General features: G+C 41.6%; 11 protein-coding genes. 4 read left to right on the plus strand and 7 right to left on the minus strand.

What is annotated here, in order from left to right; all coding sequences use genetic code 11:
- Window positions 1-3: 3 nt before the first annotated feature.
- Window positions 4-1,104 (plus strand): GerAB/ArcD/ProY family transporter, encoded by a 1,101-nt coding sequence (locus H7F25_RS15300; protein WP_024423662.1) that lies wholly within the window; start codon window positions 4-6, stop codon window positions 1,102-1,104.
- Entirely contained in the window at window positions 1,101-2,246 is a 1,146-nt protein-coding gene (locus tag H7F25_RS15305; protein ID WP_073207650.1) for a Ger(x)C family spore germination protein, read from the plus strand. Before H7F25_RS15300 ends, H7F25_RS15305 begins: the two co-directional genes overlap by 4 nt.
- 13 nt (window positions 2,247-2,259) lie before the next feature.
- On the opposite strand, the gene H7F25_RS15310 is transcribed toward H7F25_RS15305, so the two are convergent.
- Both H7F25_RS15310 and H7F25_RS15315 read right to left on the minus strand, forming a co-directional pair.
- Window positions 2,260-3,657: a bifunctional glycosyltransferase family 2 protein/class I SAM-dependent methyltransferase gene (locus tag H7F25_RS15310; protein WP_185853895.1), complete on the minus strand. Its 1,398-nt coding sequence runs from the start codon at window positions 3,655-3,657 to the stop codon at window positions 2,260-2,262.
- 136 nt (window positions 3,658-3,793) lie between these two features.
- Window positions 3,794-5,158 carry a sugar porter family MFS transporter gene (locus tag H7F25_RS15315; RefSeq protein ID WP_103131702.1) on the minus strand — a complete coding sequence of 455 codons (1,365 nt, stop codon included), beginning with the start codon at window positions 5,156-5,158 and terminating at the stop codon, window positions 3,794-3,796.
- 258 nt (window positions 5,159-5,416) lie between these two features.
- Here H7F25_RS15315 and H7F25_RS15320 point away from each other — a divergent pair, with 258 nt between their 5' ends.
- Both H7F25_RS15320 and H7F25_RS15325 read left to right on the plus strand, forming a co-directional pair.
- Window positions 5,417-6,382, plus strand: a complete 966-nt coding sequence (locus H7F25_RS15320) for an LCP family protein (protein WP_024423666.1) — start codon at window positions 5,417-5,419, stop codon at window positions 6,380-6,382.
- A gap of 361 nt (window positions 6,383-6,743) precedes the next feature.
- On the plus strand, window positions 6,744-7,625 hold the full coding sequence (locus tag H7F25_RS15325) for a Cof-type HAD-IIB family hydrolase (RefSeq protein ID WP_185853896.1): 882 nt from the start codon (window positions 6,744-6,746) through the stop codon (window positions 7,623-7,625).
- Between the two features lie 56 nt (window positions 7,626-7,681).
- Here the strand turns inward: H7F25_RS15325 and H7F25_RS15330 are convergent, their stop codons facing one another.
- From H7F25_RS15330 to pgsB, 5 genes are all read right to left on the minus strand, one after another.
- The gene (locus H7F25_RS15330) at window positions 7,682-8,905 is read right to left on the minus strand and encodes a C40 family peptidase (protein WP_151039790.1); all 1,224 of its coding nucleotides are present in this window, start codon (window positions 8,903-8,905) and stop codon (window positions 7,682-7,684) included.
- Between the two features lie 108 nt (window positions 8,906-9,013).
- A complete protein-coding gene (locus H7F25_RS15335; RefSeq protein WP_087976066.1) occupies window positions 9,014-9,184 on the minus strand; it encodes an extrachromosomal elements maintenance protein EdmS in 171 nt (56 codons plus the stop codon).
- Window positions 9,181-10,347: a CapA family protein gene (locus tag H7F25_RS15340; RefSeq protein ID WP_024423669.1), complete on the minus strand. Its 1,167-nt coding sequence runs from the start codon at window positions 10,345-10,347 to the stop codon at window positions 9,181-9,183. Before H7F25_RS15340 ends, H7F25_RS15335 begins: the two co-directional genes overlap by 4 nt.
- A gap of 18 nt (window positions 10,348-10,365) precedes the next feature.
- Entirely contained in the window at window positions 10,366-10,815 is a 450-nt protein-coding gene (gene pgsC, locus H7F25_RS15345) for a poly-gamma-glutamate biosynthesis protein PgsC (protein ID WP_007497520.1), read from the minus strand.
- 15 nt (window positions 10,816-10,830) lie between these two features.
- Window positions 10,831-12,012, minus strand: a complete 1,182-nt coding sequence (gene pgsB / locus H7F25_RS15350) for a poly-gamma-glutamate synthase PgsB (protein ID WP_024423670.1) — start codon at window positions 12,010-12,012, stop codon at window positions 10,831-10,833.
- Window positions 12,013-12,462 lie beyond the last annotated feature (450 nt).

Raw genomic sequence — 12,462 nt, forward strand, 5'->3', positions numbered from 1 at the left:
ACGATGTACAGACCTGAAAGGCTATCATTGTTACAAGTCACCATCCTCTGCAGCTCTACAATGATAGGCGCTGGAATTTTAACCATTCCACGCAGTTCTGCCAATTCAGGATACCCTGATGGCTGGATCATTGTATTAATACAGGGCGTCATCTTTGCTTTCGTTGCTTTTTTGTTGGGGTGGATTGCCGAAAAAAATGCACCAGACACCATTTTTGAGTCAAATACAAAAGGAGCAGGGGCATTCTTCGGGACGATCTTTAATTTAATGCTGGTCGCCTATTTACTAGGCATTGTCGGCTTTGAGGCACGTGTTCTTGGCGAAGTGGTCCAGTTTTTCCTGCTGCAATCGACTCCCATGGCAGTGATTGTAATGATTTTTCTACTTGTGGCGATCTATCATTTGAAAAGCGGTATCTTTCCAGTTGTCAAAATGGTGACCTATATTTATCCAATCACCATGGTCATTTACATAGCGCTCATGCTGTTTTGTTTGAAAATATTTGATTTTGATTATTTGCGTCCTGTGATGGCGCATGGTTTTAAAGATTTTAGTAAGCTGTTCTCTCAAACCTTTATTCAATTTACAGGCTTTGAAGTGATTTTGTTTATCGTGCCACTCATTTATAAAGACAAATGGTCGAAGGCAAAATGGGCAGCTGCCATCGGCGTTGGCATTACGTCTCTCGTGTACTCCCTCACACTCTTTATAGTGATTGGCTCCATGACCGTGGGTGAAACGAAATCTCTCACCTGGCCAACCGTGTCCCTCATTCAAGCGCTTGAAATTGAAGGGGTGTTTATCGAACGATTTGATATTTTCTTACTGACGATCTGGACGTGTCAGCAGTTCATTTGTATGCTAGGCTTTTTCCAGTTTGCGATTAAAGGCTGTTTCACCGTTTTTAAAACAACCAATTTAACGAGACTGTTATGGCTGCTATTTTTGATTACATCAGCCCTCTCACTTTTCCCTAAAAATATTAATGAAGTCTTTTACTATTCTACTTTACTCGGCTACGCATTGTTCGCGGTTTTAGCCATTCCTTTTATTACTGCTATCCTGCTGATGATACGCAAAAAATGGGGAGGTCGTTCTGCATGAAAAGAAGGCGTATACTGTTATTCTTTTTTTCCTGCTGTCTTATCCTTTTATCAGCAGGCTGCTGGGACTTAAAGGATATTGAAAAACTATCGTTTGTACGCGGTGTTGGCATAGATGAGGAAGAAGAGAATGGAGTGAAGCTGACCTACCAAAACCTTGTACCGAAAACGGGTGGAACACAAGAAGCCGATTCTCCCGGCTATGTGAATGTCGTCTCGAAGGGAAAAAATGTACTGGAGGCTGTCAGCAATGTCGCCTTGAAGGATCCGCCAATCTATAGTGATCACCTGAAAATCTTTTTGTTCGGCAAAAACCAGGCTGAGCATCACGATATTCAAGGAACACTCAATCATTTTATTCGAGATGATGAGGTTCGGCGCAGCAGCTATCTCCTCGTGTCACGAGGAGATGCGTCAAAAGTCATCAACCAAAAATTGAAATCACAGCAAAAGGTTCCGGTTGAACATATCTTCGAAACATCCAAAAACCGGAGCTTTAACGGAAAAATCGCACTGCCAACTCGTATTGGACGAGCGTCTGATTATTTTCAGATGGGCGTTAGCTTCCTTGTGCAAAGTGTAGATGCGGTAGACGGTGAACTTATTTATGATGGGGCAGGTATCATTCACGGAAAAACAAGAAAGCTGATCGGTTTCATCTCTTCAAAGGATGTCCAATATTTAAACTGGGTAACGAATCGGATCTCAGGCGGTGTTGTACCCGCCACCTACAAAGGCTTTCCGATTACGTATGAAATAAAAAAAGCTAAAACGAAGGTCGAGCCCTATCTGAAAGATGGAAAGGTTTCCTTTAAAATTAGCGTACAAACAAATGGAAAATTGTCAGAGGATCAATATCCCCCGGAAAACTCATACGATGAACAGTACATCAAACGATTTGAGAAGGTTTTTTCTCGTAAAATTAAAGAGCGCATACAAAAAACGGTCAGTCATATGCAACATGAAGTAGGTGTTGATCCTATTTTTTTAAGCCGTCAGTTTCGTATTAAGTATCCTGAATATTGGGATCAGCATCGAGATGAATGGGACAAACTATTTCAAGAAGCAGACATAACGTATGACATCAAAGTGAGCATCTTGAACTTTGGCGCAGAAGGCGCAACAAAAAGCTTCAAATGGTAATACCAAAAGGCGGTTATCCCGATGAGGAACCGCCTTTTTTACGTACAACAATTAGAAGCTGGTATAGCGTCACTTGATCAGACAACTCTTTTGTTTGAAAGCCAAGTGATGCTCCTATCCTCGCCACCTCGTCAAAAAACAATTGGACGTTTTGATCAATCTGTACATTGATCGGCTGCTCGATCACGCGTTCAAACAATGGGTCTGGAAAAAGCGCACGCATCGTGTTTGGTGTGAAGAACCGCATATGGGTTCGGTCTAAAATTCCTACATCTTGATACGTAAAATCCCCTGTCATCAAAGGAAGAAGCACCTCTGCATGCATCATGTTAGGCAAACAGCAAATGATAACACCGCCTGGCTTTAAAGATGCGTGGGCTTGCTCAATGATGTGCCAAGGATCTGACACATGCTCTAAAACATCTGAAAAAATGACCGCATCAAAAAAGGCCTCTTTCTCTGACCATGGGTATTCATCTGCATTTGCCTCGATGATTTCTTCATAATACGCCTTTGCGACCGCTGCTTTTAACGTATCCGCCTCTACCCCGTACATGTGTACTGACTGACGATTCATTAGTTCAAGCCCGGTAGCCCCTGCGCCGCACCCAACATCCAGCACGCGAGCAGCGTCCTCAGGGAGTAATTCCGCAAAATACGGATGAGGGGTGATCAAATTTAGATCTATGCCCCACTTATCTAAAAATCGAAGTCTATTCTCAGTAAACAGTGTAGAGATGTTCGTTTCTTGATTGGCATTGAAGGTAGCATGACCATGATGATGCACAAAGGAATCATGCACAATTTGCAGCTGATATCCTTTTAGTAATGACCGCAAACATAGATCGTCATCCTCAAATGATCCATATACAAACCGCTCATCAAATAATCCCACATCCTCGATCAGCTTTCTTTTCACGAGCAAGCAAAACCCTACAAGCCGGTGCACATAAGTTCTCTGACCTTTTCTCTTAGACGTATACTCCTTAGCAAAGGCTGGGAGCTCCTTCACATCTGTATACGACGGCTGGACCATCTGAGGGCCGCTCACATAATTAGAGACGGGCCCCACCATCCCAATCCGCTCTGATGCAAATAACGCCTCTTTTAATGGAGGCAGCCAATTTTCCGTCACGATCGTGTCATTATTTAAAAAGAGAATGCTGTCTCCTGAAGCTTTTTTTGCTCCTTGATTACACCCCTTTGCAAAACCTTCATTCTCTTCATTATCAATGAAAATCACATCATCCAGCTCTCTTACATATTCCTTCGTGCCGTCAGTTGACGCATTATCGACAATGATGAGTTCATATTGGTCGCTATCCGTATGCTGTTTAATGCTATCGATACATTTTTTCGTCAAATGCAGTTCATTGTACGTCAGCATGACAATGCTTGTTTTCCCTTTCATCTCATTTCCACCTTTCTCCCGCCTGTTCCATATGTATGTGATAGGCAGCACGTTCAGAAGATGAGGGAATGACCTTTCTTGATTAAACGTTTGTTTAACATAGAAAAACCAGCTGCACACGGCAGCTGGCCATTGTTCATACCGTTTTTCCTTCGCCACTTGCGACGGCACGATTTCTCTTTTTTAAATCCTCTTCGATTTCTTCAAGACTTTTCCCCTTCGTTTCGGTCACCAAGTATTTCACAAATAAGAAGGCGCCTACGCCAATGACCGCATAGATGAGGAAAAGATTACTGATACCAATCGCGCTTAATAAAGCTGGGAATGTCAGCGAGATGATTAAATTTCCTGTATGAAGAAGGAAGGTCGAGACACCTGTACCGATTCCCCTGACATGTACTGGGAACAGCTCTGGGAGCATCACCCAAACGACTGGCCCCCAGCTGACAGCAAAGATGACGATAAAGAGACCTAAACAAATAACGGTTGTCCATCCTGCAGCTGTTGAACCTTCAAAAAATCGGTTGACCACTGACAGGACAATTAAACTAAGGACCATTCCTGCATTCCCAAATAGGAGCAGCGCTTTACGCCCTACACGGTCAATGATTTTAATGGCAACAAACGTCATAATGACATTCACTGCACCAATTCCAACAGTTCCTAAAATCGCTGCTGAATTCCCAAAACCAACACTTGTGAATGTTTTTGGTGCATAGTAAATGATCGTATTTGTACCGATAAACTGCTGCAGAAAGGCTAGGCCGACACCGGCAATCAATGCTGGGCGTACCCACGGCTCAAATAATTCCTTAAAACCGCCTTTCTCTTCACTTTCCGCCTTTTGAATATCTGAAATTTCTTCTTCCACTTCTTGCTGACTTTTTCTGAGTTGAGATAATATCTTCTTCGCACGGTCAGCCTGTCCGTGAACAAACAGCCAGCGGGGACTTTCCGGCATAAACAAAATCCCGAATAATAATAGAACAGAAGGAACAACCGCAATTCCAAGCATCAAGCGCCATGCCTCTGCATCCGCTAAAGCGTAGTTCACAATATAGGCAAGAAGAATACCAAATGTGATCATGAGCTGGTTTAAAGAGGACAGTGCCCCTCGTGATTCCTTTGGCGCAAGTTCAGATAAATATAATGGAACAATCGTTGTCGAACACCCGACAGCGAGCCCTAGCACAATTCGAAATAAGACCATCACTTCTGTATTCGGTGCAAGAGCTGTACCAAATCCGCCGATAATAAACAAAATAGCTGCGGCGATGATGGCTTTTTTCCGCCCAAATTGGTCTGTCAGTTTTCCAGAAAGAGAGGAACCGAGCATCGCCCCGATTAAAATCGAGCTGACGACAAGCCCCTCTGTAAACGCATTTAAACCTAAATCCTCTTTCATAAATAAGATGGCGCCAGAGATGACACCTGTATCATAGCCATATAAAGCACCGCCAAGGGCGCCGAAGAAATAAAGCCATCCATTCCGATTTTTCATATACATAACCCCACTTTTGTCTCTGTACTCTTATGAAAAGTCATTTTCCTCACTTCCTGTCATTTCAAACATTTCGATGTTTTATGACAAATATATTTCATTTGTGTATCTTTGAAACTTTTTATGAGAAGGAAACGTCAATTAAGCGTTAGTGAAAAAAATGTCGCACTATATCCCGTTTTAAGGTATATTTGTTTTAGTTTGTAAGCAGAAAGAAGGACATCTTTACTATAAAATCATAGCGAGGGTTTAAAATATATGGATCAATCACGAAGTAAACGCAAAGGGAAAAAGCGTTTAAAACCATGGGTGAAAGTCACTCTTTTTATTATTAGTATTCTTTTACTGACAACTGCTTCAGTCACAGGCTATGCCTACTATAAAATAACAAATGCTGCCAAAAAGGCTCAAGTATCTCTTGATCGCGGCGCACAATCTGTGAAACGGATTGAAGCATTCGATCCAGGAAAAGACAGCTTTTCTGTCTTGCTGCTTGGAATTGACAGCAGACCGGGCGAAACAGTGAAACAAGCACGAAGTGACGCAATGGTTTTGGCAACCATTAACCGCACAAATAAAACCGTTAAATTATTAAGCATTCCTAGGGACTCATACGTTAATATTCCAGGCCACGGTTTTGATAAAATTACTCACGCACACGCATTTGGCGGTGCAGATTTAACAGTGAGCACAGTTGAAGATTTACTAGATATTCCGGTCGATTTTGTCATCCAAAGTAATTTCGTAGCGTTTAAAGAAATCGTCAACGAATTAAACGGTGTTCCTATTAACATCAAGGATGAGTATCTTGTGAAACAGATTAAAAAGGATACAAAAGGCAAGGTTGTGCTTCAAACTGGAACTCATACACTAGATGGTGATCAAGCGCTCGCATATGTGAGAACGAGAAAAGCAGATAGTGACTTAATGCGTGGGCAGCGACAAATGGAAGTGTTAAAAGCCATTTTTGATAAATCAAAATCATTAACGTCTATTCCGTCATACGACAATATCATTGATACACTCGGTGATAATGTGTCAACCACCCTTTCTATGAAGGAGTTAGTCGGTCTTTTCCCGCTTCTGACTTCATTGAAATCGGTTGATACCATTCAGCTTAAAGGATCCGATTACCAGCCAAACGGCATTTATTATTTCCAATTGGATCAAAACCAGCTGAACGAAGTGAAAACTGAATTGAAGAAGCAGCTTGAATTATCATAAATAAAAGCGTCCCTTTGGGGCGCTTTTAGATTGTTGACAAAGGGCTAAAATGATCTTGATTTTAGCCCTTTGTCTTCTTTTCAGCGTGATAGAAAACCTTTGCAATCTAGGAAGGGCGAGCACCGGAACAGAGCGAATTTGAGATTCGTGAGTACCGGAGCGCAGACCTGACACGGAGTGCGAGGGTTTGTCTACACGCTGGAAGCGTCCCTAAGGGGCGCTTTTTCTTATTTCCTTGATCATTCACTCATTTTTGTTTAGCCTTGATAGAGAGGAATCAACCTTCCTTTTTTATGAGAATGAAGAAAATCGTACATACTTTGAAGAGGCTATTGCATGAATGAAGGAGGATTTGACAGCGATGAAAAAAATGATTGCGATTGATTTAGACGGTACACTCTTAAATACAAAAAGTGAAATATCCGCTCAAAACCGAGAGGCATTGATTCGTGCGAAGGAAGCTGGATATATTGTGACGATCTGTACAGGGCGGGCAACTTTTGATGTCAAGGAGCTGCTTGGCGATTTGGACATCCCCATTATTGCGGCAAACGGCGGGACTGTCCATACAGAAGGATACGAGCTCTTCAGCCGAATCACACTGGATCAAGAAGCAGGCAAGCGGGCTGCAAAGGCATTAGTGGAACGAAACATTTACTTTGAAGTCTATACAGATGATGCTCTCCTCTCTCCTTTTGATGGAAAAGAGAAGCTGAAAGCAGAATTTGATCTGATCAAAAGTGCAAACCCAAATGAGGATCTCGCTGATCTATGGGAAGGAGCCATGACGCAATTTAAACAATTTGGCATCAAACCAGTGGATGATATCCGTGAGATTTTTGAGTCGAACGAACCGACCTATAAATTACTCTGCTTCTCTTTTGATATGAACAAACTGAACGAAGCACGAAATCTTCTGGCAGACATGCCTGGGCTTTCATTGACCTCGTCTGGAAAGCATATTATTGAGGTGCTGCCAAAAGAGTCTGGAAAAGGACATGCCCTGAAAAAGCTCGCAGCCCATTATGGTGTAGACCGCTCACATATTTATGCAATTGGTGACAGCCCAAACGACCTTTCTATGTTTGAAGAAGCAGGCCACCGCATTGCAATGGGGAATGCTGTTGATGTCATTAAAGAAAAGAGCACCTTCATCACAAAAGGAAATCATGAAGACGGTGTCGCTTATTTTATTGATCTTCTTTTACAAAATCAATTCCATGAAAAAAAGACGCTTGTCTGATCAGCGCCTAGAGAGAAGTCCAGAAGTCCGATACAAGTATTGATCGGGCTTTTTCTTTATTTTTTGATTCTAACAGCCGTTTCATATTTGTCCTTCCAGTACGTACTTGTTTTCATATTGGTTAAGACAACACCGTTTGAGACAGTCACATGAATGACTTGATTGGATCCTGCATATATCGCCGGCATCAATGATGTTCCGCTGAAGAAGACAAGATCTCCCGGCTGAAGTTCAGAACGTTTCACAGGTGTACCTGCTTTAACTTGACCTGATGCATAGCGGGGCAGCTCAATGCCAAGCACTTTTTGATACACGTACTGCGTGAACCCTGCTGTATCAAATCCTTCCTTTGGGTTCGTACCGCCTTTGACATAAGGGACTTCACCAATATACGTAGCGGCTTTTGATACGATAGGGTCCTCTTTCGCAAGCTCCAGATCTGTTAACCGTTTCGCACCTGTCCATTTTTCGCGCCAATACGATTCAGACAAATAAGAAATTGTCACACTTTCAGAACGGCTCGCATGAATAAAGCGGTCGCCTCCAATATACATACCTACATGAGAAATTCCGGGCTTATATGTGTTGCTAAAAAAGACAAAATCCCCAGGGCGGATATTGTCTAATGATACTTTTTCTCCAACGATCCACTGCTGTTCAGCACTTCGAGGTAAATAAATCCCAAGCGATTTTTCAAATAAATACTGTAAAAATCCTGAGCAGTCGAATCCAGTCTTTGGATCTGCTCCTCCAAATTCATAAGGAATTCCTAAATAGGTCAGCGCATCTTTCACAAGAGGGTCATCAGAAATTTCTTGCGTGCCGGGCAGGCGTTTGACAGCATAAAATCGGTCTGTCCAATATTTGCTTTTGCTGACATCCGTTTTCACCACACCTTGACTAAGCGTGATGTGGATGACCTGATTGTTCCCAGCGTACAACGCCACATGTGTTGGGATATCCTTTGTTTCTTCAAGGCTTCGGAAATACACAAGGTCACCGGGCTGCGCTTTATCCCATGATACCTTTTTTCCAATCTGATATTGGTCGATTACCTTCCGCGGCAAATCAAATGTTTCGGATGTCTTGTACACATATTGAATAAACCCAGATGCATCAAAGCCCGTTTTTGGATCGGTTCCTCCTTTATGATAAGGTGTTCCAATCAGCTTTTCCGCTTGCTCCAAAAGAGATGGTGTTTGAGCAGATACCGCTGATTGAGACATGAACATCAGCCCAACAAGCGCACACCCTCCTATCAATATTCCTTTCCATTTCATGATCTTTTCCCTCCAATCTTCTATAGTTTCGGCATGACACCTTTCATTTTACACCCTTTTTCGACAAAAAAAGAGCACGCGATGTGCGTGCCCTTTATCCTTTTTAGGTTATTTACCTGCTTCCGCTTTTGACTGCTTTTGCTGTTCAATTTTCTGCATTTCAACCGAAATCTTTTGTTTTTCGTGATCTGTCAGACTGTCACTAAATTTAAAAGCAGACATAAAGACAAAGACTAAAATTAACGCAACAAACGGCCAGCTTGCTTTTAGGAATTTCATTTCTTCTCTTTCCCTCCGTTTTCTTTTAAGTTTTTAACTTTATCAGCGTGATCTACTTCAAAGAAAATGTGTCCGTCTTTTTCTTTCCAATCTGCATTCGTTCCATTGGTCAGCATACGGATAATGGCTTTTGATTCTAGAGATCCTGCTTTTACTGGAGCAGGTGTTGCTTCTTTGATGTACATTGGGACAACTTCAAATGTCGCTTTTCCATCTTCATTCAGATGATACTGAACAAGTGCAGAATCACGTGTTCTTGACCAGCCTTGGTCAAAAATAAAGTTGCCTAGGCTATAGAAAATCGCTGTTCCGTTATAGACTTCCATTGGTTCAAGGACGTGCGGATGAGCACCGATAATGATATCAGCTCCGGCCTTAGACATCGCTCTTGCCAATTCTCTTTGTCTGTCGTTTACTTCATTGTTGTACTCCTGTCCCCAGTGAGCATGAACAACGACGAGATCTGCCTTTTCAGCAGCCTGCGAAATCATCGGAATAAAGATAGATGGATCGGCTGGCAGAATACCCGCCTGGCGATTCGTTGCTTTGAAATCTTTCCCATACACATCTGTAAAACCAAGTGTAGCAATTTTGACACCATTTACTTCTTTATACGAAATGTTCTGCTTCGCATCTTGGAGGTTACGGCCTGCACCTGTATAATCCATACCATTTTGTTCAAAGGCATTGATCGTGTTGTTCAGCCCTTTTTCACCATAGTCTGCCGCATGGTTATTCGCAAAGTTTAAGACAGAGAAATTTAAATCCTTCAACGCTTGGACAGAATCTTCATCTGTTTTTAAATGAATATTCTTTTGGGCTGCCTGTTCCTTATCTGATGCGACGGGATGCTCAAAGTTACCTGTCACATAATCTGACACATCAAAATATGGCTTGGCATAACGAAAGAGATGCTCTTTTCCATAGCGGTCTGTTACTTTCTCTACGTTTCTTCCAAACATAATGTCACCGACAAACGAAGCGGTCAGGATGTTTTCTGGATTCTTTTGTACAGTTGGCACTTGTGCTTTCCCGATAAACGTAAATAGAAATGTACAAGCAATGACGATCGGTAAAGCAATTAATACGTGTTTATTCGTCTTTTTCTTTTGATTCTTTGTGATTTTCAGCAGCTTTTCCTGAAAGCTCAATTTTTTATTCATCATTGGACACACCTTATCTTAAAATAGATAGTAAACATACATGATGGCAAATGTTGCACCACTTAGAAGTAACGTGCTTCCAAGGGTAATTGTAAGACCTTGCTTTTGAATCGTATTTGCAATCAATCCAGGGACGATGATTCCGATTCCGCGGAATTCTGCTATTTCAAATGGGACCACTGGATAGAAGAAATCAAATATCAGCTTTAAGGCAATCCCTGTAATCAGCATCGCTGCAAACTTTCTGCGTCCGTATAAAATCATGAATTTTGATAAGCCAAAGCGAACGATCACATACGTAAGCAAGCTGACAGATAAGACGACTAAAATGAAGACTGGCTGGTTAAATACGAGCGCCAGATAACCCGGGACAACAAGTCCAGCTGGTACGATTCCTGTTTTTTCTGCAAAGATTAAACTAAGTAGAACACCTAAAATTAACGAGATATAAAGATCTGATCCGAACATTTTCTATATTTCCTCCTAGCTGACAAGCTGCTTAATTTTGTATTCTTGAATTTTTTCGATTAACGGTTCAGCGGCACCATGGATATTGCCGACTCCATAAACCACTCGATTATGAAGCTTTTTCTCAAGCATATTCATAATTTCTTCTGTAGATTGATATTCAAGGTTGTGTAAGTGGTCAGCCGGAATTTTCCCTTCCTCATATGCCTTCACAATTGGATCAGTTGTTTCACCAATTAAGACAAGATCACTTGCTTCAATATATGGAAGTACATCCTCCGCAAACTGGATCGTTCTATCTACCCGATCCGCACGGCAGTTCATAATAATAATCGGTTCATCTGTTGGATATCCAATTTCTTTCACACGCTTCCAAATGTTCAATGTAGATGCTGCGTCATTTGCCGCAAATCCATTTACAAAGTGTCCAGGTGTTTTCGCGTCCATTAATGGGAGAATTCTCATCGCTCCTGGATCAGGCGGCGCATTTAACATTCCTCTGAATGCCGTATCTTCATCAATCCCTAATGCTTGGGCAACACCAAGTGCAAGTGAAGCATTATCTGGGAAAACCATGTACTCAAATTTCCGCAAAAACTCATCGGAAATCTTGGAATTATCCGCAACAATGACTTCTGTGTTGCGTTTTTTCGCAATCTCTTTAAAGAAATCTGTATATTCACTATCCGTAATAACCAAGTGTCCATTGTAAGGAATTGTCGCTGTAAAGGCTTCTGCTATTTCATCAAGTGTCGGCCCCATAACGTCCATATGGTCTTCAAGAACGTTTACGATCACGCCAATATTTGCTTGAAGTAGCTCTTCCTGAAAGATAATTTGGTAATCTGGATTTACCGCCATACATTCACTGACGATGGCATTTGCTCCTCTTTCAACTGTTTCTCTCATAACTTCTTTCTGCTCTCCGATATTCGGTCCTTGCGGTTTCCTTTTAATCGGTTTCTCCTCTGGCGTATCCCAATAAATCATTCTTGCATCCGTTCCCGTTGTTTTACCGACAGTTTTATAACCTGCCTCCATTAAGATACCGGTTGTCAATCTTGTGACGGTAGACTTTCCGCGAATACCATTAATATTGACGCGCACCGGCAGGGCATCGATATTTTTCTGATGACGCTTCTTTTCAATAAAGCCAATCCCTAACATGATGACACAGGCTATAACGATTAACCACATCGCTATCTACATCTCCTTTTTTTATGAGTGTGATATGTAAATTCAATCAACAGTATATCTGTTCAGCATAAAATCACAATCGGTATTATGTAACATAATCTTTCACTTCCTCGTATGCCAAATTCCTCTAATCAGAAGGCTTTTTTGCCTACCCATCCTTTAAATGAAAAGGCCAAAAGGCGGACAAAAATCAATCTGAATTTCTGCTGAATTCATGAGAAAGCGTTACCATCAATGATCCGAAAATCTTTTGTCCTTTTCTCCCTAAATTTTTTGACAATTATTAAGATGTATTTTGAATCAATGTTTTAAAGCCCGCTCTTCTCTATAACATCAGTCATATCAGCGCTTTAAATGAATAGTGCGTGTTTTGGAATGTTTTATATTTTTGAACGAACAGGTTAGAAAGTCATCCTCATTGGTCAGATTGCTATGTGTTGACCTATGACA

This window comes from Bacillus sp. PAMC28571, from assembly GCF_014250435.1.
In the GTDB taxonomy this organism is placed as follows: domain Bacteria; phylum Bacillota; class Bacilli; order Bacillales; family Bacillaceae; genus Bacillus; species Bacillus safensis.